The 25249-nt window shown below is 41.7% G+C and carries 20 protein-coding genes; 15 read left to right on the top strand and 5 right to left on the bottom strand.

The genetic code is table 11. The annotated features are described in order from the left end of the window. The first annotated feature begins 21 nt into the window (after positions 1-21). Complete coding sequence (locus K6V26_RS09985; RefSeq protein ID WP_224265256.1) at positions 22-1662, top strand: PAS domain-containing hybrid sensor histidine kinase/response regulator; 1641 nt, start codon at positions 22-24, stop codon at positions 1660-1662. Positions 1663-1668: 6 nt separating this feature from the next. Beyond that, a complete protein-coding gene (locus K6V26_RS09980; RefSeq protein ID WP_007656876.1) occupies positions 1669-2220 on the top strand; it encodes a DJ-1 family glyoxalase III in 552 nt (183 codons plus the stop codon). Positions 2221-2944: 724 nt separating this feature from the next. Here the strand turns inward: K6V26_RS09980 and K6V26_RS09975 are convergent. After that, positions 2945-3886, bottom strand: a complete 942-nt coding sequence (locus K6V26_RS09975; RefSeq protein ID WP_007656874.1) for a hypothetical protein — start codon at positions 3884-3886, stop codon at positions 2945-2947. Positions 3887-4441: 555 nt separating this feature from the next. On the opposite strand from K6V26_RS09975, the gene guaD reads away from it, so the two are divergent. Next, on the top strand, positions 4442-5782 hold the full coding sequence (gene guaD / locus K6V26_RS09970) for a guanine deaminase (protein ID WP_007656865.1): 1341 nt from the start codon (positions 4442-4444) through the stop codon (positions 5780-5782). Here guaD and K6V26_RS09965 read toward each other — a convergent pair. Together K6V26_RS09965 and K6V26_RS09960 are read right to left on the bottom strand one after the other, a co-directional pair. Next, a complete protein-coding gene (locus K6V26_RS09965; protein WP_007656863.1) occupies positions 5747-6745 on the bottom strand; it encodes a 4Fe-4S binding protein in 999 nt (332 codons plus the stop codon). The genes guaD and K6V26_RS09965 overlap by 36 nt on opposite strands. Beyond that, complete coding sequence (locus K6V26_RS09960) at positions 6714-6941, bottom strand: putative signal transducing protein (RefSeq protein ID WP_007656861.1); 228 nt, start codon at positions 6939-6941, stop codon at positions 6714-6716. Before K6V26_RS09960 ends, K6V26_RS09965 begins: the two co-directional genes overlap by 32 nt. Positions 6942-7213: 272 nt before the next feature. On the opposite strand from K6V26_RS09960, the gene K6V26_RS09955 reads away from it, so the two are divergent. Continuing rightward, complete coding sequence (locus K6V26_RS09955; protein ID WP_046147122.1) at positions 7214-7573, top strand: hypothetical protein; 360 nt, start codon at positions 7214-7216, stop codon at positions 7571-7573. A gap of 117 nt (positions 7574-7690) precedes the next feature. After that, on the top strand, positions 7691-10003 hold the full coding sequence (locus K6V26_RS09950; RefSeq protein WP_224265255.1) for an ABC transporter permease: 2313 nt from the start codon (positions 7691-7693) through the stop codon (positions 10001-10003). 115 nt (positions 10004-10118) lie between these two features. Here K6V26_RS09950 and K6V26_RS09945 read toward each other — a convergent pair whose 3' ends face one another. After that, positions 10119-10727 carry an HU family DNA-binding protein gene (locus tag K6V26_RS09945; RefSeq protein WP_224265254.1) on the bottom strand — a complete coding sequence of 203 codons (609 nt, stop codon included), beginning with the start codon at positions 10725-10727 and terminating at the stop codon, positions 10119-10121. Between the two features lie 319 nt (positions 10728-11046). Between K6V26_RS09945 and K6V26_RS09940 the strand changes: the two genes are divergently transcribed. The 4 genes from K6V26_RS09940 to K6V26_RS09925 all read left to right on the top strand — a co-directional run bounded on the left by K6V26_RS09940 (position 11047) and on the right by K6V26_RS09925 (position 17653). Further along, positions 11047-11784, top strand: a complete 738-nt coding sequence (locus K6V26_RS09940; RefSeq protein WP_007656853.1) for a DUF5131 family protein — start codon at positions 11047-11049, stop codon at positions 11782-11784. A gap of 553 nt (positions 11785-12337) precedes the next feature. Beyond that, positions 12338-15415, top strand: coding sequence for a SusC/RagA family TonB-linked outer membrane protein (locus K6V26_RS09935; protein ID WP_224265253.1), 3078 nt, complete (start codon positions 12338-12340; stop codon positions 15413-15415). A 12-nt stretch (positions 15416-15427) separates the two neighbouring features. Then, positions 15428-17152: a RagB/SusD family nutrient uptake outer membrane protein gene (locus K6V26_RS09930; protein ID WP_046147120.1), complete on the top strand. Its 1725-nt coding sequence runs from the start codon at positions 15428-15430 to the stop codon at positions 17150-17152. Positions 17153-17188: 36 nt separating this feature from the next. Next, positions 17189-17653, top strand: coding sequence for a DUF5018-related domain-containing protein (locus K6V26_RS09925; RefSeq protein WP_007656850.1), 465 nt, complete (start codon positions 17189-17191; stop codon positions 17651-17653). Between the two features lie 93 nt (positions 17654-17746). On the opposite strand, the gene K6V26_RS09920 is transcribed toward K6V26_RS09925, so the two are convergent. Continuing rightward, entirely contained in the window at positions 17747-19015 is a 1269-nt protein-coding gene (locus K6V26_RS09920; protein ID WP_010803080.1) for a type IX secretion system plug protein, read from the bottom strand. A gap of 132 nt (positions 19016-19147) precedes the next feature. On the opposite strand from K6V26_RS09920, the gene K6V26_RS09915 reads away from it, so the two are divergent. From K6V26_RS09915 to nqrF, 6 genes are read left to right on the top strand one after another with little or no spacing between them, the layout of a single operon-like run. Next, positions 19148-20497, top strand: coding sequence for a Na(+)-translocating NADH-quinone reductase subunit A (locus tag K6V26_RS09915; RefSeq protein WP_224265251.1), 1350 nt, complete (start codon positions 19148-19150; stop codon positions 20495-20497). Positions 20498-20519: 22 nt separating this feature from the next. After that, positions 20520-21728, top strand: coding sequence for an NADH:ubiquinone reductase (Na(+)-transporting) subunit B (locus tag K6V26_RS09910; protein WP_224265250.1), 1209 nt, complete (start codon positions 20520-20522; stop codon positions 21726-21728). An 8-nt stretch (positions 21729-21736) separates the two neighbouring features. After that, complete coding sequence (nqrC, locus tag K6V26_RS09905; RefSeq protein ID WP_010803082.1) at positions 21737-22534, top strand: NADH:ubiquinone reductase (Na(+)-transporting) subunit C; 798 nt, start codon at positions 21737-21739, stop codon at positions 22532-22534. A 3-nt stretch (positions 22535-22537) separates the two neighbouring features. After that, on the top strand, positions 22538-23167 hold the full coding sequence (locus K6V26_RS09900) for an NADH:ubiquinone reductase (Na(+)-transporting) subunit D (RefSeq protein ID WP_044214429.1): 630 nt from the start codon (positions 22538-22540) through the stop codon (positions 23165-23167). Between the two features lie 25 nt (positions 23168-23192). Next, a complete protein-coding gene (nqrE, locus tag K6V26_RS09895; RefSeq protein WP_007656841.1) occupies positions 23193-23810 on the top strand; it encodes an NADH:ubiquinone reductase (Na(+)-transporting) subunit E in 618 nt (205 codons plus the stop codon). Between the two features lie 27 nt (positions 23811-23837). Continuing rightward, the gene (gene nqrF / locus K6V26_RS09890) at positions 23838-25127 is read left to right on the top strand and encodes an NADH:ubiquinone reductase (Na(+)-transporting) subunit F (RefSeq protein ID WP_007656840.1); all 1290 of its coding nucleotides are present in this window, start codon (positions 23838-23840) and stop codon (positions 25125-25127) included. Positions 25128-25249 lie beyond the last annotated feature (122 nt).

The raw sequence follows: 25249 nt of genomic DNA, 5'->3' as shown, positions 1-25249 counted from the left end.
ATAAACCTTGATTTCTAATATATGAACATGTACGAAAACCTTTCAAAAAAAGAACTGATCCAGCGCATTAAAGTGCTGGAAACGGATTTGGCAGCATCAGTCATGAAGAATGCTGAGATAGAGAAAATGAGCGAAAATCTTCTGAATCAGCGCAAAATTAATTTCCTGAATATCTTAATGAATACTATTCTGTCAAATATCTTTGTCGTTATAGCCGTAAAAGATGTTTTTGACAGTTTTAAATATATTTACTTCAATCAGGCAGCCGAAGATTTTATGGGGACTAAATCTTCCGAGGTGTTAGGTAAGACAGACTTTGATCTGTTTTCTGATCCGCGAAGGGCGCATGAAATCCGTACGGAAGATTATTCAACGATCAACCACGGACGAATCCATAAATCGGTGGTTGAATATGAGAAACCGAACGGGGAAATCCGTATTGTGAACATCATCCGTTTATTGATAACCAACCCGGACCCGGGAGCTTCTCCTTTGTTATTGGCTATGCTTTGGGATATTACGGAACAGCGGCAAAATGAGCTGGATCTGATCAAGGCCCAGGAGGCCGATAAAATGAAGAATGCCTTTATCGCTAATATGAGCCATGAGATCCGTACGCCATTGAACGCGATAGTTGGTTTCTCCCGGTTGATTACCGAAACGGATAATGCCAGTGAACAACAGGAGTATCTTACAATTATCAATAACAATAGCGACCTGTTGCTCCAATTGATCAACGATATTCTGGATTTTGCAAAGATAGAATCCGGAACGTTGAATTATAACCTGTCGTGGGTGGATCTGAAAGATGTCTGCCAGGAGGTTTATATTTCGCAATCATTGAAAATGACTTCGGATGTGGCATTGCTGTATAATGGAGATATGTTGCCTTCTGCCAGGTTACGGACAGATACACAGCGTATTGAACAGGTATTGCTGAATCTTTTATCCAATGCTATAAAATGTACGAATCAGGGATTTGTCTCTTTGTCGTATGAAGTGGAGGGTGATTTTGTAAGGGTTTCTGTCACTGATACCGGTATTGGCATCGATAAGGAGAAGCAGGCATCTGTATTCGAGCGGTTTGTGAAATTGGATGATTTCAGGCAAGGGACCGGCTTGGGACTGTCTATCTGTAAAATGATCATAGAAAAGTTAGGCGGAGAAATAGGCCTTCGGTCGGAGTTGGGCAAAGGGTCTACATTCTGGTTTACGCTGCCATTAGCGGTTCCGGAAGAGTCTGAAAAGAAAGAAGCAGGCAATGAAATTCCTATGGAGATCATTCCGGATGCTTTGCCAGGGCAATATACAATCTTGATTGCAGAAGATGTGTTGGAAAATTATCTTTTGCTGCAAGCAGTCTTAAAGCAACATTATCGTCTGATTTATGCGGAAAACGGACAGATTGCCGTACAGAAGTTTAAGGATTACAAGCCGGATATTATTTTGATGGATATGAAAATGCCGGTGATGGACGGTTATGCCGCCACGTGTAAAATACGTGAATTATCTTCAGATGTTCCTATTCTGGCTCTTTCTGCATTTGCGTTTGATGAAGAAAAGGAAAAAGCGAAGTGTTGCCGGTTTAATGATTATCTGGTGAAACCCGTAGATATTCCTTTGTTGAAATATAAGATCAAGTATTATCTCAATAAAAAATAATATAATATGAAGCAAGCGTTTATATTCCTGGCTACAGGATTTGAAGAAATAGAGGCGTTAGGCACAGCCGATATTTTACGTAGGGGAGGTGTCAGAGTCTCTACCATCTCGATTAACGGTGAAACCCGGGTAATGGGGGCGCATAATATCCCGGTGATAGCAGATTACCTGTTTGAAGAGGCCGATTTTAGTGCGGCAGATGCTTTAATTCTTCCGGGAGGTATTCCGGGAAGCAATCATCTGAATACTTGTACCCGCCTGAAAGAACTTATACTGGAAAAGAATAAAGAAAATATAATTCTGGGAGCGATCTGTGCAGGACCTATGGTTTTAGGCGGCTTAGGATTATTGAAAGGACGTAAGGCCACTTGTTTCCCGAACTTCGAACCGACTATGATAGGAGCCATCCCTACCGGTAATGGTGTTGAGCAAGATGGAAATATCATAACCTGCCAGGGGCCCGGTTTTGTATTCGAATTTGGATTATCCTTATTGAAGGTTTTACGGGATGATGAAATAGCGGGAGAAGTGGCGGATGCCTTGCTGGTAAGAAACTGAAAATAAAAGTAACGGGAGTTATTAATAAGAATAGCTCCCGTTATACAACCACCATAATCAGAGTTACTTGACTATTACAGGTTTATTGACTAGCTTTAACAATCCCCCCGGCCTCCTCTCCAGATTGGAATTTCATAATAATGTTTCATCAAATGTACTGTCATACTATCATATTTTTATATAATGCGCATATAATCAGTATGTTATTTTATGACAGTTGCCGTTTTCAACTATCATAATACTGTCATAAAACCATCATTTGGACTATATTTTAACTAAACAGACCTTGTTTAGGACCTAAAAAAGGCTTTATAAATAGGATATAATTGCACTTATATATCGCTTTCCCTTCTATATGTTTTGCCAAAATATATAGACTAATTTCACAGGAATACATACTTTTTGTTCTCAAGATGCCCTTCTCAGCCTGTTTTACACCCGGATGTTGACTATGCCCAGACCCGGGTCTCAACATTGTCGACACCCGGGTCTCGAACAACATAAGTAACTACTTCCCTGAAAATAAGTCATATACTTCAGTAAAATAAGAAGCATATATTGGGGTTCAGGATAAAACTATGATAGTTGCGTGATAGGTAAATGATAGTTGAAAACAGGAACTATCATAGGATAACATATTGATTATAGGTATATTATATAAAAATATGATAGTATGATAGTTCTTTTATATTTATGATAGTTATGAAAAACGCTTTTCATCTTTTTAATGGCTGTGTTCATAAGCATCCGAGTCGAACCGGTCCATATCCGGATCGCTTACGAGATATTGGTAGAGGTCTGAATAGCCGTTCTTATCCAGTATCCGGTGTTTCTCCAACTGGAATTTGAGTTGCTCCAGACCCATTATCCCAAATCCATGAATGTCCAGCAGGGAATCGAGGCCGGTTGTTTCCATATAGCGCAACAGATCTTCCATTGTTTCTATATGTAGTTCTTCGAGCACTTTACGGATATAGGGAGAGAGGGTCAGGTCTGTAAGTGGTTTATTAAGGCGCCGGGCTGCATCCAAAGGGACATGGATTAATGATTTGGAGATAGTAAACTGCAAACCCGCTTTAAGGCCCTTTTTATACAACCGGTTCAGTTCATACTCCAAATTTCTGTTTTCTAGTTCCAGGCGTTCTATCTCCAGTGCCTGGTTGGTTATTGTCTTCTGATATTCAAGCATAAAGCGGGTATCTGATTCCAGGTGGGATACGATGGTTTTATACCGCTGACACATACCGTCGTACGTCATTCCGCAACGCTCGGCAACGTCCTGTATCTTTGCGCCTCCCGTTATTTCGTCGAATATATAACGTGCTTTTTTGTCTTCAATAAAAGAGGATAGTTCGGCAATTATTACTTTAAGCAGGGGAGAGATCGTGGTGGCAGTGCGCAGGCTGAAAAGATAATCGTCGTAGCGGGCGATGATTTCGTTGGCCTCTTCCTCTTTGTCCTGGATGATCAATTGCAGATAGAGTTTTTGTATTCCCAGATGTTCGATACAGGAAATGAAGCGATTCAAGTTTCCGACATCGACTAAGGGTTCACCGCCTTTAAACGAATAAGAGTTTATCTTTCTGGAATCGGCCCATTTTCGAATCTCTTCTGCCGGGAAACCGGTCAGCTGGGCGGCTTGTTCAATAGTAATACGTGCAGCCATACTAGTAGGGTTATAAATAAAACATATTTGTCCTTAAAATATGCGGGTGCTGGATGGCGTTATAAGAGTAGAGTGGTCCTTTCATAAAAAAGAAAGGGCGGCGGACTGAACTTTTACTTTACGGAGGCTCGGCTAAGGGCCCAGTACCAATAAAAGTCAGCCGCACGCCCCCCTTTATCTATATACAACAACAATCCATGCTACATAGCAGCATAGATAACAGGTATATCCGGTAAAGGGTTGCGGGGCCTTCTTTGTGCATTGGTACTTAAGAAAATTTAGCCGATTTCCGTAACCGCACAAATATCACACGCAACATAAGGCTTTCAAATCAAAAGCCTTTTCGGTTGCAAATATACATATTAATAATATTTCAACCAATGATAATCCATCTCTTATTTTAGTTTATCCTTATTAATTTTCATCAAGGGCAAAGAGTTGATTTATTATTTTTAATGTAGTTGTTTCTGCTTTTAGTCGGATTCTAACAATTTTCTTACCTTTGATGTTACATTGTTATATTATCTGTTGATTTGATAAAAGTAAAGAATGGAGATGGATGAAACGGTATATTTGTATAAAGGTGAAGTCTTTTATTTTAAGGATTCTCCCCTGAAGTTTGATGAATCTTATAGTTATTATCCTGACGGAGCATTGGTGGTCTGTCGAGGAAAAATCATAGAAGCCGGAGCCTATGAAAATATAAAAGAGCGTTATCCGGAGGCATTCGTTACTGATTATTCCGGGAAACTTCTGATGCCCGGCCTGATCGATTCACATATCCATTATCCTCAGTCGGAAATGATAGGTATGTATGGCAAACAGCTGCTCGATTGGCTGAACGAATATACGTATCCCACGGAAGAGGCTTTTGGAGATTCTGAATATGCCGGACGGGTAGCCCGTTTCTTTGTAAATGAACTTTTTCGCAACGGCACTACGGCCTGTATGGCTTATGCTACGGTTCATAAAGAATCTGTTAATGCTCTCTTTTCGGTTGCTTCCGAATATAACATGCAAATGCTGACCGGTAAGGTCCTGATGAACCGTAACGCACCGCAGTCTTTGATGGATACTGAAGAAAGCGGAGAGGCTGATAGTCGGGAGCTGATCGAAGCCTGGCATAAAAAAGGACGTAATCTTTATGTGATTACTCCCCGTTTTTCTATTACTTCCACTCATGGTCAATTGATTAGTGCCGCCCGTTTGCATGAAGAATATCCCGATACTTACATTCAAACGCATTTGTCGGAAAACCGGAATGAAATAGATTCAGCCCTTGAATTGTCTCCGGAATGTTCTGACTATCTGGAAGTTTATGAACGGGCAGGATTAGTTACCGAACGTTCCGTATTCGGCCATTGCATTCATCTATCCGATTCGGAATGTCGCCGAATGGCCGAGGCTGGAGCGATAATAGCCCATTGCCCCACGTCAAACTTGTTTTTGGGAAGCGGCCTGTTCGATATGCAACAGGCAAACCGGATCAATATCCAAACGACATTGGCTACAGACGTTGGTGCCGGCACATCTTTCTCTTTATTCCGGACCATGGGAGAGTCCTATAAAGTACAACAACTGAACGGGTATCCCATGTCTGTATTCGAATCATTATATAAATGTACGCGCGGTACGGCTAAAGCCTTGAAACTGGATGATAAGATAGGCAGTTTCGACCAGGGCAGGGATGCTGATTTTATTGTAGTTGATTGTACGGCTACTCCTTCCCAGCAAATGCGGAAAGAATATCTTGAACGTAAGGGGAAATGGAATCTTGAAAACAAATTGTTCGGTATCCAGACGTTGGGGGATGACCGTAATATAGTTGCCACTTATGTGGCGGGGAATCCTGTTTACCAGTCAGATACGTGCAATCATCAGAAAACAGGTATGTAAAACGGCTGTAATAATAATCCAAAGGCGTTCGGCTGTAGCCGGACGCAATTTGAAAAAACGATATTCCAGTCCTCCATGTTTACAGGCGGAGAGGCAGTCGCCGCAATAAGTACAGGTGTAACCGATTTTTCCTTTTTCTATATTTTCTTTGTGCAACGCATCATATTTGCATGATTTCAGACAAGCCATGCAGTGTGTACAGTCTGTATTGAGTTTTACCCGGAAAGGAGAGAGGTACTTCATAAAAGACACCAGTGTTCCTATCGGACAATAACTACTGCAATGGATCATCTTTTTCTTCCGGCGTGATAGTATCAACATGATACCCAGTCCGATAATCCCGACAATCAGTCCGGCAACCGTTGCCATCCATCCGCTTGCCCCGGATAACCGTAATGCAATAGCCCCTGCTATTACCAGAAAAAATACACTGTAACGTAATTGCTTATGATAGCGAAAAACATTCTTTTCTGTCTTCCCTTTTGCGCTCCATGCATCAAATGCCCCGAAATAACAAAGCTGGCTGCACCAGGCAGGTCCCGAAAGCAGCAACGTACTCAGGAAAAGTATCGGCATAAACAATCCCTCCAACCGGTAAATCGGGCCGGCCAGTATGATTGCCGGAACGGGTAAATGCAACTTTCCGGTCATCAGAAAGACAGAATCGACAGTTACGCCTAAAAGTAACTGCCCAAAGAAAACAATAGAAAAAAGCAACCAGGCCCGGACTCGCCATTTGGGACGTTCTTTCCGGTCCTGCATTTTATAACTGAGCAGTGCCCCGTAAATAATGGCGATACCAACCTGTATCCATCCTGCGGATGGCATAAGCCGTTCCGATAGCAGCAATGGTTTCTCGGGAACGACCTGCACGATCGTCAATAAAATAGCAATCAGTATCGCCGTTATAGCTGAAGTATAAAGAAACTGTTTATTCATCACCCACAAGTTCCGGAAATCCATTCTTCAAGACTTCTTTCGCTTTTTCATAATCACTCTCAAAAACATATATCTCGATCTGGAATCCTGGAATATTCCCGAATACCGTAGAAAGATGTTCGTTCTTGAGAAAAGATTCTATACCTTCATTTCTTAACGCGCTTTGTAACAGGCTAGCCTGAACATTATTATCCGCTGTTGATAAAAGAATCGTTTCCATACTATTGAGTTTTATGTATTACTACTTCTACAAAGATACTTTTTTTATCCCTAAAACATATTGTATGAATGAAATAATAAAGAATCGGATGATGTTATTTTTCCGTGATTCTCCGCGTGTTCTGTGTTGTCCGTGTACCATTAAAATGGCTATTCCGCAAAAAATATACATTGATGTATTATACATTGATGTATATTTTGTATATTTGTCTTATCTATTAATTGAATTACAGATTGTGAGTTCACCTTTTCAATATTGAATACAATAATAATATGAAACTCCTGAAAGTGTTGTTACTATGCCTTTTCTCTTTTGTAACGCTGCAAATCATTGCAGAGAAGAAGGCTTCGTATGTTCAAAACCCTCAGGAGGTTAATCTTTCAGATTTTCGGGGACAAGCAATTCAGCCTGCTGTTTTTCTGATTCGTGATATCCAACCGGTCCCCGTATTATTTAATAGTCTTGACTGGTTCATTCTGTTGTTGATCCCAGTAGTATTATTAATTGTCAGTCTTTCAAGCAGACTGTACCTGCACAAACTTTTTGATCAGGAAAAAGTCTCCTTACGATATAAAATATTCCTTTGGCAGAAGCGGTATTCCTGCTTCACCCTTTGCTGCATGCTTAATTAAATCTGTTTCAGGAAAAATTTGAATCCCTGCTGTCGTCTGGCAGGGGAAACGTTTGGTGTATCCAGTGGATACATCTAGTTGCTTTATTACCTGAAATACAAACTAAAACAAATTATTATGCATGTCATATACAGGAATTTTATTTCCGCACTACGATTCAATAAAACAGCAGCCATACTGAATATTATGGGATTGGCGATTGCCTATATCGTTTTTGCAACGATTTATGCACAGGTTGATTTTGCCAATAAATTTGACCGGTTCCATCCACAAGTGGATCATATTTACAGGGTAGACTGTAAAACCCCTGCATCTGTATGGTCCGTACATTCCAGATTGCTGATCGATGCTTTTGTGTCTACTTCTCCTTATATACAGAAAAGTACGTTGATCAATCCCTTTATCGGAGAATGTTATTTTACGACCGATGTCAACGGTAACCAGACAGGTTTCAAAGAAACGGTACAAACTTGTTCTCCGGATATCACCGGGATATTTGATTTTGTTTTCCGCGAGGGGACTCCCGATTGTTTGAAGCAGCCGGAGATGTGCCTGATACCCGAAAGTCTGGCCCGCAGGATATTCGGGAGTATTTCGGTTGTCGGAAAACAATTGACGGCAGAAGGAAATATCTGGACGAAAGACAGGAAATCATTGACCGTAGGAGGTGTCTATAAAGATTTTCCGGAAAATAGTCAGCTGGCAAATGCTGTTTATACGGCAGTTAGTCCCTCTTACCAGTATGAATCATGGGATGATTATACTTATGTCTGTTATATCCTAGTCACTCCGGGAGCAGATAAGAATGAGATATGTTCCGCTTTTGCCCGTTGTTTCAATGTGGAAGATGCACCGGACTATAAAGAAGCGGAAGTCAAGCTGACGAACCTGGCGGATATCTATTATGAGCCGGTCACTTCCCAGATGAAGTTTATCAAATCAGGAAAGAAAGAAAACATGAACCGGATGCTGATGGTGGCTTTTCTGGTGGCGTTGATTGCGATGATCAATTATATCAACTATTCGGTGGCCCTTATACCTTACCGGATTAAAAGCATCAATATCCGGAAGATTGCCGGGGCATCGGTTGCCAGGCTGCGTTGTGCCCAACTGTTTGAATCCGTTGTGATTTCGCTGGTGGCTTGCCTGCCAGCCGTATTGTTGAACTTGTCTCTTGATATACCGGTTCTCTTGCGGCTGGTTTCTTTGTCTTTGGCGGTAGGATTCATTGCGGGTATCTATCCGGCCGTTAGCGCCACTTCCATTTCCATGCAGATGGCATTGAAAGGTTCTTATGGATTGTCTCCCAAAGGTTTGGCATTAAGGAAAATGCTTATAGGTATCCAATATGTAATTTCTTTTACTTTGGTTATTCTGGCATTTGTGATCTATCAGCAGAACAGATATATGGAATCCCGTTCATTCGGATATGGTAAAAACCGTATTGCAGTAGTTGTGCTGAATGGGAAAACGGTCGGGAAGATCGACCTGTTCACGAATGAATTGAAGAAATATTCCGGTATTGAAGATGTTGCTTTTTCTTCCGCAAAGGTCGGAGCAGAAGAGTTATACCGGGGCGGCGGTGCAGAAAAGAATAACGAAATGATGTATTTTCATTATTTGAATGTTTCGCCCAACTTCCTGTCAGTGATGGATATCCCGGTAATGGAAGGAAGGTGTCCCCGTCAGGAAGACCGGCAGTCAAAGGATTTATTATTCGTCTTTAACCGGAAAGCGAAAGAAGAATACGGACTGGAGGTCGGGGACAGGCTCATTACCTACTGGAAGGATAAAGGGATTGTTATCGGTATTACGGATGAATTGAAGATAAATTCTTTGCGGACCGGTGCTTACCCGTTGGCTTTCGTCATTAATGAAAAGAATGCCGGCATGCCGGTTGCCTGTATAAAGATAAGGCAAGGGGCGGATATGGAAAAGGCGACAGAGCATATACGGCAAACATTTAAAGAGATTGATCCTGCTTATCCTGTTGAAATAGAGTATTATGAAACGATTATCAGGCAACTTTACCGGGATGAAATACGTACCGGACGGATTGTTTCCGCCTCATGTCTTGCCTCTGTCCTGATCTCTTTGTCGGGTATTTTGGGATTGGTATTATTTGAAACCCAATATCGGCGTAGGGAGATTGCGATACGGAAAGTACTCGGTGCGACCGTAAAAGATGTTTTATACCGGTTTAACAGGACGTATCTGATGGTATTGATCGTGAGTTTTGTTATCTCTGTACCTGTATCCATCTATTTTGCAGGCGAATGGTTGAAGAATTTTGCATATAAAGTTCCGCTAGACTGGATGGTTTATGTGGTATCGTTCTTCTCCATCCTGCTGCTAACGGTTTTTGTTGTTACCCTACAAACCTGGCGGACGGCAAACGAAAATCCAGTGAATTCCTTGTCTGTCAATTAAGTGTAGGCTTGTTTTTTATTTATTAACTCGCTGGTGTGTTGTTTATAAGAGCGTCATTACTGTTTTTTTGACGCTCTTATAAACAGATTATTCTCGGATCTACAATAAACATTCATCAAATAATCGCATTCTTAGGTAAAGTATAAACAGCTATTTTACGGTAGCCTTGTTTGACGATTTTCTTTCCGGCAATCAACTCCTTGATATCTTTCAATGCCAGGTAACGCGTACATTCATTTATTCCCATACAATCGGAACTCATGATCGTTTCATGTTTTTCAAGATATTGAATGATCCTGGCTTTCCGTTCTTCACCGTTGTATTTGACGGGTTTCGATGATCCCGGCTTTCTTTCCACGTTCATGCAACGAAGCCGTTCTGTGATCTCTTTTGAGCAACGGAAATTTACCGATTTAAAAGTGATATCTTCTGCGCGTACTTGCCGGGGATTCGTTATTTTAGGACATTTCAGTGAGACGGAAAAATGTCCCAGACCTTCCAGTTCAACTTCATCGCCATCTTCCAGATACGATACGAGTACATCGGCAAAAGCCTGCAATAGTCCTTTCACATCTCCCGGGCTGAAGGAAGTACATTCGGATATTTCCCGTGTGACCCGGTCGATCCGTATGGTTCTTCCCGGTATGATCCGGGCATGAAGAATATCACTCTCTTTTTCTCCCTTATGCGGAGGATTCCTGAAAAGTCCGTATTGTGCGGTCATAATACTAGTGTGTTTTAATTGTAAGGTTACTACTTTCAAATCCAAACATCCGTATCTTCTATATTTTTGACCCAGGTCGAAAACGTTTACTACCTTGGTCAAAAACGTTTAGCACCTAGGTCGAAAACGTTTGTTATCCAGGTCAAAAATATAAAAGGTTGGGAACAAATATATTGAAAGATAAGAGGAAAAACAAGGAAAGAAGGAAGAAATATATCAGGAATTCACCGGATTATTTGCTTTCTGTAGGTAAAAGGAGTAAATTTATTGTACTTTCGCATTGATTTTACTGAAGTTTCACGGGTATAAAGAGAAGAGGATGGGCTCAAAAGCATCTATATGGAATCCCTGGCATGGCTGTCACAAATTAAGTGAAGGCTGCCGGCATTGCTATGTTTATCGTTCGGACGGTAAATATGGTAAAGACAGTTCTGTTGTCGCTAAAACGGAAAAGTTTAATCTGCCTTTGCAACAGAAAAAGAACAAAACCTATAAGATACCTTCGGGAAACCTTGTTTATACTTGCTTCACATCGGATTTTCTGGTAGAAGATGCAGATGAATGGCGTGAAGAAGCCTGGGAAATGATACGAAAACGACAAGACCTTCATTTCCTTTTTATTACCAAGAGGATCGACCGGTTGCATGAATGTCTTCCGGCTGACTGGGGAGATGGGTATGACCATGTAACTATTTGCTGCACCATGGAAAACCAGGACCGGATCGATTATCGCCTGCCTATCTATAAAGCCGCTCCGATAAAACATAAAATCATTATTTGCGAACCGCTTCTCGGTCCGATTGATTTCAGGGGTGAATTGGGCGATTGGGTGGAACAGGTGGTGGTCGGTGGGGAATCCGGAAAGGAGGCCCGTGTTTGCAATTATGATTGGGTATTGGATATCCGCCAGCAGTGCATAGAGAAAAATATCAACTTTTGGTTTAAACAAACAGGCGCTTATCTGTTGAAAGATGGGCGTGAATATAAAATAGCCCGCCAATTCCAACACTCACAGGCAAGAAAGGCGGCTATTAATTTTGAGGTAGATAAACCTTAGAAATAGTGATTTAATTTTTTGACATACCTTCCCCAAATCTTACCCGTAAGATCCTCAGACATCAAGAATAACGAATAAATAGGCGGTAAATATGATAAATTAATAGAGCGTTATTATTCTTTAAATAAGTGAAGTAAAAACACTATAAATATTAAGATGACTAGAAAAAACGATCGTTTATTTTTGTCTGTAAAAGTAGATTATTTATCCTAAACGAACAACTTTTATGAATATTATTTACGTCTTGTATTTCATAGTTTAATATAATATATTCACTAAAATGCTCAGTAATAATGGAATGACTAAAAAAAACGATCGTTTTTTTTAGTCATTCTGATTTTATACATAAAGTTCATTAATCATCACAGAGAGTTGCAATATGTAGTTAATAACGCTAGTAAACAAGACAAATCATGAAAAAGAAGCGAAAATTAAGAGTAAATGTAATCTTATTTTTACCAGAGAGAAATGTTTTTATCGATTGTTTAACCGAATAATTAAAAGTATGACAAACAGAATTAACCTATTTCGAGGCTTGATAAAACCTCACGAAATGAATTATCTGAAAATAGGAGGTATCGGTACCTTACTATTATGTATGTCACCGCATTTCGTTATGGCTGATACCGGTAATGATGCGGCAGTAACGATCACCCAACAGAAGGGAAATACCGTGACAGGTGTTATTACAGACGATACGGGTGAACCTCTTATCGGAGTGAATGTAAAAATTAAAGATTCAACGGTCGGTACTATTACTGATTTTGAAGGTAAATTTACATTGGAAGCTCCTGTTGGCAGCCAATTGGAAATTTCTTACATCGGGTATAAACCCCAGATTATTACTGTAGGAAATGCGCCTGTTAAACTAAAGATGAAAGAAGACTCACAGGCTTTGGATGAAGTCATTGTCGTCGGTTACGGAACGACTTCTACCCGTAAAATGGTAGGCGCAGTCACCTCCATGAAGACAGACAAAATCGATCAATTGCCTTTTAGTAACACGGCCTCTGCATTACAGGGACGTACGCCGGGTGTTATCGTTCAGCAAGGTGGCGCGGAACCGGGATCTACTCCAACTATTTCTATTCGTGGTGGTGGTACTCCTTTGTATGTTATCGATGGAGTAGTTCGCGAAGCACAGGATTTCAATAGCTTGAACTCTTCTGATATTGAAAAAATCAGTATTTTGAAGGATGCCAGTGCAACGGCGGTATATGGTGCCCGTGCCGGTAATGGTATCATTATGGTACAGACCAAGAGGGGAAAAGAAGGTCAGACTAAAATAGAATATACGGGAGGACTCGATTTCAGTTCGCCTACTGTTTTGCCGGACAGAGTGAATACGGCGGAATATACAGGCGCCGCCAACCAGGCCGCAGCCTATGATGGGATAGCCCCGGTATATCCAGCTGATGTTATTGCGACTCTGCCGGATACCGATTGGCAGAAACTTGCACTGAGGAATAATGCCATCCAGCAACGTCATGCCCTTTCTTTCTCCGGTATTAAAAACGGAGTTAATTACTATACGGCACTGGGCATTTTAGATCAGGGATCTTTATTCAAGGAAGGTCATAATGATAAATATACACGTTATAATCTCCGCAGTAATGTTTCAACAACATTCGATCCGATAGGATTGGAAGTCGGTTTGAATATTGACGGTGCATGGGAAAGAAAGCATCCGACTATTAAAGGCGCTTATGCCGTTTGGCGTGATATCAATGCTGCCAAACCAACTATCGACGCTTATAATCCGGATGGGACATTTAGTGCTTTATCATTGCATCCGCTGGCTTATCTTGATAAACGCTCAGGCTACAATAATAATGACGATAAATATGCAAATGTCCAGGTGTATGCCAATTGGGCTGTACCGTTTGTAAAAGGTTTGAAAGCCGGTTTCACAGGTAATTTCCGTATCGCAGATTCTAATTCGAAATCATTTAACGCCAATGCTCCTCAATATACCAGTGACGGCTCGATGGTTCCCAAAGATTTCCGTTCACTCAGGATGTCTAATTCATGGGGATGGCGTAACTCGTTCGATGTAAATGTACAATACGGGAAAACATTCGGCAAACATAATTTTGAAGTACAAGGTGTTTATACGTTCCAGCAGACATTCGATGAAAATTTCTGGGCATATCGTGAAGGTTTTATCTCTTCCGACTTCGACCAGTTATTTGCAGGAGATGCTTCTACACAGCAAAATTCAGGTTTTGCAGAGAAAAGTGCCCGTGTCGGTTATGTGGGGCGTGTAAAATATGATTATGCAGGCAGATATCTGTTTGAAGGAAACTTCCGCATAGACGGCTCCGATAACTTTGCCAAAGGGTCTCGTTTCGGATTTTTCCCTTCTGCCGCTTTGGCATGGGTGGTTTCGGAAGAAGGTTTTATGAAAGAACTGAATGAAAGAAACATTCTAAACTTCTTTAAGATCAGAGCTTCTTTCGGACAGGTCGGTCTGGAAGGTCTGGAGGATTTATCCGGTGATAATTACCGGAATATGCGCTTCAGATATGTCCCGGCTTACAGCTTTAACTCTAAGGGGTATGTTATCGATGGCAAATTCGTTTCCAGTTTCTCGGAAGGACCTTTGGTTTCGAATGATTTGAGTTGGTATACTAAAGATGTATGGGATATCGGGGTCGACCTGACAACCTTACAAAACCGTTTGTCGGCATCATTCGATTATTTTTACTATCGAACTAAAGGGTATTTGATTTCTCCGCAGAACAGATATACTACACCTCTGGGAAAGGATTTGCCGCAAGTGAAATCAGAGAGTGTACATCGTCGTGCCGGATTTGAAATGAATTTCCGTTGGAAAGATGCTGTTCAAGAATTTCATTATGAAATAGGTTTCAATGTGACCGGTTACAATGAATTATGGGAGAAAAAGGAGGATGAATCGTTATCCAGTTTGATGAATCCTAAAAAGCGTGTTACCCACACAAAGAATTTTTACGGAACAGCTTATCGAAACGATGGTTTATACCAAAGCGGGCAACAGATATTGGATAGTCCGCGGCGAGAAGCCTCCAACGAGTTGAAACCGGGTGATATCGCTTATCAGGATATTAATGGTGACGGTAAAATTGACGGAGAAGACCAGGTTCGTATCGGTAAACCAACTTTCCCGTCTGTAAGTTATGGTATCGATTTCAGTTTGGATTACAAGGGGTTCTTCGTCAACGGGTTATTCCAGGGTACCGGAGAACGTTACCGGGCGCTTGATGAATTCATGAGAGGAACACATACTGAGGCATTAACATATAAATTTCAGTTGGATTACTGGCGTCCTGATAATACGGATGCAATATTTCCGCGTATGTCTACTATGACTGGTCTGAACGGAGATAACAACTATGGGGTCGGTTCGGATTTCTGGTATCATAATGCATCCTATTTCCGTTTGAAGAGTCTGCAGGTAGGATATGATTTCAAAAAACTTCTATTGAAGGATAACAAGCTGTTTTCCTCTTTGCGCCTGTCTGTCTTGGGAACAAACATCTTTACGATTTCGGATGTGAAAGATTTCTATGACCCGGAACTAAATGCGAATAACGGGTATGCATACCCGACACAAAAGACGTATTCTATTGTATTAAATGTCGGATTCTAAAATAACAGAAAAATGAAACGAAATAAATTGGGCAAATTATTTATAAGTGTTATGGCGTTGATGAGTATGACATCTTGCCATGACTATTTGGACAACACCCCTTTGGATAAGTTTCCGGAGGATGCTGTTTGGAGCAAACCGGCATCGGCACAACTGTTTGTTAACGGTACGTATTATATTATCAAAGATTTTCTGGTCGGAAACGACGACTGGAATGACAATACCATCGTTAATGCGGAAAAAGCCGACGCTCTGATCCGTGAACAGATCACTGAAGATAATGATTATGGTTGGAATAAATACGGAGACATCCGCCGTTGTAACATTATTCTTGAAAAAGTAGCTGCTGCAACAGGCTTCACACAGCCGGAGCGGGATCTGTTGATGGGAGAAGGTCATTTTCTCCGTGCTTCGGTCTATTTTTCCCAAGCGCGCAAATTCGGAAGATTAATGATTGTGGACAAGGTGTTGACTCCTGATGACGATATGGAGTTGTCGAGAACTAAGACGATTAAAGAAACGTATGATTTCATCCTGAAAGATCTGGATGAAGCGATCGAACGCCTTCCTGTCGATGTGGCATCCGGACGTATCAGTAAGGGAGCTGCTTATGCGCTTAAAGCTGAAGTTTGCCTGCAAGGTGCAGCCTATCTGGATGATACTAATGAAAAGAGAGATTATTATACACAGGCTAAAACGGCCAGTGAAAGCTTGTTCGGTCTGAATAAATATTCGCTGGACCCGGACTTTAAGGGGTTGTTCAATGATTATTCGGTCGGAACGAATTCGAGCGAAATAATACTCGGCGTATATAATATTTCTGAAAATACAAGTTTCCAAAATACTTGGATGCAAGAACTTGTTCCCAATATGAACATGGACAAAGCGATTGACGGCGTATGGGAAAAATGGCCTCTGGATAAAAATTTCGAAGGATGGATGGACAGAGCTCCTTCACAGGAAGTGACTGATGCTTTTCTGGTAATAGATAAAGACGGAGTGGCCAAACCGTGGAATGAGGCTTCGTATTATACCGAAGATTTCAAACAGGGGAAATTATGGGTGAATGATGCTATTTACGGACATCGCGACAAACGTTTTGCAGCAACTATCGTGTACGATTCCTGTCATTTTTTCACTTCGCTTGTGACTACCCGCCTGAAAGGCAATATTCATTACTTATCTAATAAGGAACAGGCACGTCATGTGACCAAGAGCGGATATGTTTATCGTAAGGGAGTTTATGAAGATAAATGGCTGTGGTACTCTGATCCGACCAACTATCATTATGTCGTTCTTCGTTTAGGCCGTTCATATTTGAATTATGCAGAAGCGATGCTTCGGTTGGGGGATAAAAGTTCTGCTATTGAGTATATCAATAAGACCAGGGATGTTCACGGAGGATTACCGGGACTGACTGCAACTACCAGTCTGGAAGATGTCTGGAAATACTACAAAATAGAACGCCGGGCTGAATTGGTACAGGAGAATGACCGTTATTGGTCGTTATTACGTTGGGGTAAGGAAGAGGGATTAAATGTTATTCCTGAACTGAATACGACTCCTACCGCTATAACGATATCAGAAGATGGTCGTACTTTTTCAATCGGAACGGTACAAGCTGTAGAAGCTGCTAATGCACGTGTGTTTACTAAACGCCGCTATCTGCTCCCGGTTCCAAGAAGCGAACGTAATGAGAATCCGAATCTGGCTGACGATCAGAACCCCGGATGGTAATGTTATAATAGAATGAACAACTAAAAAAGTATGAAAATGAAATATTTAAAATGTATATTGCTGTTTTTTGTCTGCATGTCATTCTCTTCATGCCTGGAATCGGGTTTGGAAGATTTGCCTAGTTATGAAGATGCTGACATCAAGGCGTTTACTTTCGAATATCGCTGGATGGTCAAAGAAGGTGACAGTGAAAAACTAAGGGTACAGAAAATGGATGCAGATATAGACATTAATGTTGAGAATACAACTGTTACCTGTAATATCACAGTACCTGCCGTGAATGGAACATTTACTCAGGAGATACGAAATCAGGTTACGTTGAGTAATTTAAATGCATATTGCACTATTTCTACAGCTGCTACTATTACTCCCATTGGAGATACTCCCATGTTGGGCAAGATAGGAGATTTTTCAAAAAGCGATATGCAATATGAAGTGATTGCTGCCGATGGGAATACAACTAAAACTTGGAAGCTTGTTATTGATGGTTTTAACAAGTAATGATTTGGCGGAATATTAATTACGAATGGCTGTCCCCATTTTTTGGGGTACGGCCATTTGTTTTATTTTAAATTTCTACATGCAATGCAGGTTTTAAAATACCTGCATTGCGTTTTTAACACTTGTGACTCCGATTAAACGGTCATATTGCGTTCCCATCGGACGGTAATAGACGTAAATGGTGTATTCGTTTTCCGCCTGGTAATAATTGCCTTCTATCGGGCCGGTTTCTCCGACTGTGCTGCCGTTGGGTACGAATAGGTATTGATAATTATAACTTCCTTGTTTCAGGAGTACTGCTTTTTCGTACTGGTGGGTTTCAAAGTTATATCCCATTTTACTCTTTTCATCGAGGACATTGTGGAACAGTTCGCCGTTCAGATAGACATTTCCGTCAAGGAACGGATCGCAAGCCAAAGCGAAATGCACGATACAGTAATCCGCTTCCGTATCCGGGTCGTCACAACTGCTGCAACGGATAAAGAAACGGCCGTCCTGGTCCTGATCGTACTGATAGGTCTGGTCGCTGCGCTTGTGATCGGTCATCAGTTCTACATTATAATAAGGATTGTGGTACGAAATGCTTTCTATGTGCATCCCGTTATATTTCGTGCTCAAAAATTCCATGCGGCGGTATTCGTTTCCGGCAGAGAAGATCAGACTGCGGTTGTTTGTGTAACCAATCTGATTTTCAAGAATAGTCGTCGGTTGAAGCCCTGATACGGCATTATCGCGTCGGTTATCCTGATAGACATGTATTTTCAGGTCTGTTTGCGGATAAGGTATCGGGAAGTTTTTGTTATTGACCGTGAAACTTACCTGTTGGTGAGTCTGGTTCGTATCGATATCCGTATTTCCGCTAACGGAGGCCGAAATGCCGACCATCGGTTCCACAACCGAAAAACAAGCGGTAAGGACTATCTGGTCGGGGATGTCTTCGTTGTAGATCTGCACGGCATAATTTCCCGAAACTTTGAACTGGATGTCTTCATTCGGAAGCAGCAGGTTGTAGTTTGTGTACTGCGTTGTGGTGTTAATGGAATTGGCGAAGTCATCTATCGTTAATCCTTGAAAACCACTCATATATTGAATGGGAGAGAGGATGGACCTCTGCCAGTTGGCATCACAATGAATGATAGAATAGGAATAGCGCACGCCTCCCTGTTCCAACGCATCGAAGTTGATCTGGATCTGTTGATCTCCGTTCAGTTCGATATAAGGCTCGGAAATAAACTCTCCGGCCACCTTCACCTGAAGGGTTTTTATCAGCTTGCTGTTAACGTCGGTAAAGTACGTTTGCTGAGCATTGGCCTGCATTGTAGCGGCACAAAACAACAAAAATAGTAAACAATACACTCTCATTTTCATATATCTTTCTTTGACGGTACAAAATTATGGAATTATTTCTCTAATTATTTCTTTAATCCTGCTTTAAAGCATAAAAATTTATGTACTTTTGCGGGAAAATTACATATAAACAATTTTAGTTGTATCATGGCAAATGTGATTAAGATTAAAAAGGGTTTAGACATTAATCTGAAGGGTAAAGCTTCGGAAGTACTGCTAAACGCCGGGAAAAGTGATAGCTATGCTATCGTTCCCGACTATTATAACGGTATTACCCCCAAAGTTGTTGCCAAAGTAGGAGAAAAAGTCAAAGCCGGTTCTGTATTGATGATCGATAAGAACCGCCCGGAGATCAAGTTTGTTTCGCCCGTGAGTGGCGAAGTAACTGCCGTAAACCGAGGAGAGAAGCGTAAAGTGCTTAGCATCGTTGTTAAGCCGGATACGCAGATCGAATATGAAGATTTCGGCAAGAAAAATGTGTCTTCACTGAAGAGTGAAGAGGTAAAAGAAGCCCTGCTCAATGGTGGTATGTGGCCTTTTATCAAACAGCGTCCGTACGATATCGTAGCTACGCCGTCAGATGAACCGCGCGACATTTTTGTGTCGGCTTTCTATTCTGCACCGTTGGCTCCGAATTTCGATTTCATCCTGAAAGGACAGGAAGCTGATTTCCAGACCGGGTTGGATGCATTGGCAAAACTTACCAAAGGTAAAGTGTATGTCGGTGTCAGAAATGGTTCTACCGTGAATGTGAAAGGAGTTGAAACAGTTGAGTTTGAAGGTCCGCATCCTGCAGGAAACGTAGGTGTGCAGATCAATCATATCAAGCCTGTCAACAAGTCGGAAGTTGTTTGGGTAGTAAACCCGGCAGATGTGATCGTTATCGGTCGCCTGTTCAATAAAGGCGTGGCTGACTTCAGCCGTTTAGTCGTATTAACCGGTTCTGAAACAACAGAAAGAGGTTATATCAAGACTATTTCCGGTTGTACGATCAGCAGTCTTGTTTCAGGAAAGATCCTGGAAGGCAAGGAAGACCTCCGTATTATCAGCGGTAACGTGCTGACCGGTACTAAAGTTCGTAAGGACGATTATCTGGGTGCTTATGATAACCAGATCACTGTGATTCCGGAAGGAGACAAAACTTACGACTTCTTTGGTTGGGCAACTCCCGGGTTTGGAAAATACAGTGTAAGTCACTCTTTCTTTACATGGCTGGCTCCTAAAAGCAAAGAGTATGTAATTGATGCCCGTATCAAGGGTGGCAAACGTGCCATGATCATGTCGAATGAATATGAAAAAGTGTTCCCGATGAGCATTTATCCTGAATACCTGTTGAAAGCTATTATCGCTTTCGATATTGATAAAATGGAAAATCTGGGTATTTATGAAGTTGCTCCGGAAGATTTTGCACTTTGCGAGTTTGTTGACACTTCCAAGATCGAGATCCAGAAGATCGTACGTCAGGGATTGGATCTGTTATACAAGGAAATGAATTAATAACATAAAAAATTAGAATACATTGAAAGCGTTAAGGAATTACCTCGACAAGATTAAGCCTAACTTTGAGGAAGGCGGAAAGCTGGCGATGTTCCGTTCTGTATTCGAAGGTGTTGAAACATTCTTATTTGTTCCGAGCACCACTTCGAAATCAGGCGTGCATATTCACGACTATATCGATTCTAAGCGTACTATGACTGTGGTTATTATCGCTTTGTTGCCTGCTTTGCTTTTTGGTATGTACAACGTCGGCTATCAACACAATCTGGCTGTTGGTACTGATCCGGGATGGTTGATGACCTTCATCTTCGGTTTTCTGGCCGTACTGCCTAAGATTATTGTTTCGTATGTAGTTGGTCTGGGTATCGAGTTTGCTGTTGCCCAGGTGAAAAAAGAAGAAATTCAGGAAGGTTTCCTGGTTTCCGGTATATTGATTCCGATGATTGTTCCCATCGATACTCCGCTGTGGATGATTGCTGTGGCTACGGCTTTTGCAGTTGTTTTTGCCAAGGAAGTATTTGGTGGTACAGGTTACAACGTGTTTAACGTTGCATTGGTTACCCGTGCATTCCTGTTCTTTGCATATCCGGCTGCCATGTCTGGCGACCAGGTATTCGTTCGCACTGCCGATACATTCGGTATGGGTGCCGGACAGGTAGTTGACGGTTTCTCTGGTGCAACACCGCTTGGACAGGTTGCTATCGCTGGTAAAGAAATGATCGGTTCGTTCCAGGCAGTTGACGTATTAGGTCAGCCGATTTCAACCTGGGATATGTTCCTGGGATTGATTCCGGGTTCTATCGGTGAAACTTCCGTACTGGCTATCCTGATCGGTGCTGTGATATTGCTGTACACTGGTATTGCCAGCTGGAAGACAATGGTTTCCGTGTTTGTGGGTGGTGCATTTATGGCCGCTATCTTCAATATGATCGGAACAACGGTTGCTATGTGTGTATCTCCTCTGGATCATTTGTTCTTAGGTGGTTTTGCCTTCGGTGCCGTATTTATGGCTACAGACCCTGTAACATCTGCTCGTACTGAAACAGGTAAATATATCTATGGTTTCCTTGTAGGTGCTATGGCTATCATTATCCGTGCGTTGAACCCGGGTTATCCTGAAGGTATGATGCTTGCTATCCTGTTGATGAACGTATTTGCTCCGCTGATTGACTATTATGTAGTTGAAGCAAACATTAACAGAAGAATCAATCGTGTAAAACTGAATAAATAAGAAGGAGTATGGCAACTAAAAAATATAAATGTAAAGTTTGCGGTTATATCCACGAAGGAGACAAAGCTCCGGATGTATGCCCTTTATGTGCAGCCCCTTCTTCAGATTTTGAAGAGATCAAACCAGAAAAGAAAGGTGGTATGAACAGAGATAGTAATGCATATACTATAATATATGCATCTGTAATGGTTCTTTTGGTAGCGGTTGTGTTGGCTTTCACTTCACAGTCACTGAGAAGTTTCCAGAAAGAAAATGAAGATAATGATAAGAGACAGCAGATCTTGCGTTCTATCAATGTTTCGGTTCCGGCCAATGAGGCTAAAGCGAAATATGGTGAATTGATCAAGGAAGCTTTCCTTGTTAATGAAAACGGAGAGAAAGTTGAAGGGGATGCTTTTACTGCAACAGCCGATCAACACCCAGTATATGTGGCAAATGTTAATGGTGAAACAAAATATATCATGGCTTTGTCCGGAGCGGGTCTTTGGGGTCCGTTATGGGGGTATATTTCTGTAGATTCGGATAAGAATACTGTTTTTGGTGCAGACTTCAGCCATCAGGGGGAAACTCCAGGTTTGGGTGCTGAGATCGCAAAACCTGCATTTAGTAACGAGTTTAAAGGTAAGAAGCTGTTTATGGACGGATCTTTCAAATCCATAGCTGTAGTTAAGCCGGGTAAAAGCGTTGCCGGACAGGATTATGTGGACGGTATTTCAGGTGGTACGATCACTAGTCAGGGGGTTGACCATATGTTATTTAATAGCCTGAGTGGTTATGTTAAGTTTTTAACCTCGCAAAATCAGTAAAAGATGGGATTAATGTCAAGTAAAAATAAAGAAGTACTGTTAGGCCCGTTGAGCAAAAACAACCCTGTTATCGTTCAGATGTTGGGTATTTGTTCTGCACTGGCTGTAACATCTAAACTTGAGCCGTCTATTGTTATGGGTATTTCCGTGACGGCTGTTGTGGCTTTTGCCAACGTGATTATTTCGTTACTGCGTAATACAATTCCTAACCGTATCCGTATTATCGTACAGTTGGTTGTTGTTGCTGCGCTGGTAACTATCGTAAGTGAAGTCTTGAAAGCGTTTGCCTATGATGTGAACAAACAGCTTTCTGTGTTCGTTGGTCTGATTATTACTAACTGTATCCTGATGGGACGTCTGGAAGCATTCGCCCTGGGTAACGGTCCGTGGGAGTCTTTCCTGGACGGTATCGGTAATGGTCTTGGATATGGTTTGATTCTGGTGATCGTAGGTTTCTTCCGTGAATTGCTGGGTTCAGGTACATTACTTGGATTCCAGGTGATTCCGCAGGCATTCTACGACTTCGGCTATGTAAACAACGGTTTGATGATTCTGCCTCCGATGGCTTTGATCGTAATTGCCGTGATTATATGGGTTCACCGTTCAAAGAACAAAGAACTTCAAGAAAATTAATGCAAACTATTAAACGAATAATAGAATGGAAGAATATTTAAGCACGTTTGTCCGCTCGATCTTCGTAGACAACATGATTTTCGCATACTATCTGGGTATGTGTTCTTTCCTGGCTGTTTCCAAGAACGTAAAGACTGCTTTAGGATTGGGTATGGCTGTAACGTTCATCCTGGTATGTACGTTACCGATTAACTATATGCTCGAAAATTATATTTTGAAAGAAGGCGCCATGAGCTGGTTGGGCGCTGAATATGCAGGTGTGAACCTGAGTTTCCTTTCACTGATCATTTTCATTGCCATCATCGCTTCATTTACGCAGTTGGTTGAAATGGTTGTAGAAAAGTTTGCTCCGGCCCTGTATGCTTCTCTGGGTATCTTTTTGCCGCTGATCGCTGTAAACTGTGCTATCCTGGGTGGATCTCTGTTTATGCAACAAAGAGCATTTCCTAATGTGGGAGTTGCTACTGTATACGGTTTAGGTTCTGGTATCGGTTGGATGCTGGCTATCGTTGGTATGGCTGCAATCCGCGAAAAATTAGCTTATTCAGATATTCCAAAGCCTTTGAAAGGGCTGGGTATCACCTTTATCATTACCGGTCTGATGGGTATGGCATTTATGTGCTTCTCCGGACTTAAGATCTAAGTATTAACGCATTAAACAAAAATAAAGATGATTATATTAATGTCGGGCGGACTTACCATTGCAGTGGGAGCGGTTGTATTCCTGGTGATTACACTGATCCTTGTAGGTGCGCTTTTATTTGCGAAAGCAAAATTAATACCATCGGGCAATGTAAGGATGGTTGTTAACGGAGAGAAGGAATACGACGTTCCTATCGGGGGAACCGTATTGAATACACTTCAGAGCGAAGGTATTTTCCTGTCATCTGCTTGTGGTGGTAGCGGTAGCTGCGGACAGTGTCGTTGCCAGGTGCCGGAAGGTGGCGGAAACATTCTTCCTACGGAAGTTGGTTTCTTTTCCCGTAAGCAGATCAAGGATCATTGGAGACTGGGATGTCAGACGAAGATAAAAGAAGATATCAAAATCAAAGTTCCTGATGAAGTATTCGGTGTAAAAGAATGGGAATGCGAAGTGATCAGCAACAAGAACGTGGCTACTTTTATCAAGGAGTTTATCGTGGCATTGCCTAAGGGTGAACACATGGATTTCGTTCCGGGTTCTTATGCCCAGATCAAGATCCCTGCATATACGATGGATTATGACAAGGATATCGATAAAGATCTGATCGGTGAAGGTTACCTGCCAGCATGGAAGAACTTCGGTTTGTTCGGCTTGAAGTGCCAGAACACTGAACCGACTATCCGTGCTTATTCAATGGCTAACTATCCTGCTGAAGGCGACCGTATCATGTTGACTGTACGTATCGCTACTCCTCCTTTCAAACCGAGAGAACAGGGTCCTGGATTCCAGGATGTAATGCCGGGTATCGCTTCTTCTTATATCTTTACCCTGAAACCGGGTGACAAGGTAACAATGAGCGGTCCTTACGGTGATTTCCATCCGATCTTCGACTCTAAGAGAGAAATGATGTGGGTCGGCGGTGGTGCCGGTATGGCTCCGTTGCGTGCTCAGATTATGCACATGACTAAGACACTGAAGACTACAGATCGCAAGATGTCTTATTTCTATGGTGCACGTGCTTTGAACGAAGTGTTCTATCTGGAGGACTTCCTGGAAATAGAAAAGGAATTCCCGAATTTCACATTCCATCTGGCGCTTGACCGTCCTGATCCAGCTGCTGATGCAGCCGGAGTAAAATATACAGCCGGTTTCGTTCATCAGGTAATTTACGATACTTATCTGAAGGATCACGAAGCTCCGGAAGATATCGAATACTACATGTGTGGTCCGGGCCCGATGTCGAAAGCTGTAGAAAATATGCTTGACAATCTGGGTGTACCTCGTGAAATGTTACATTTCGATGACTTCGGTGCATAATTGAAAGGTCGATTATAGATCTACATAACGGAAAGGGAGGAAAATTAAAGTTTTCTTCCCTTTTTTCTTTTCTGTTCTATTTATTAAAAAGCCATATAAAATACATATACCCAATTTATTAT

This window comes from Parabacteroides goldsteinii (assembly GCF_020091425.1).
GTDB classification, from domain to species: domain Bacteria; phylum Bacteroidota; class Bacteroidia; order Bacteroidales; family Tannerellaceae; genus Parabacteroides; species Parabacteroides goldsteinii.
The sequence above is the reverse complement of the archived record's forward strand: the minus strand, read 5'-3'. Positions and strand labels throughout refer to the sequence as shown.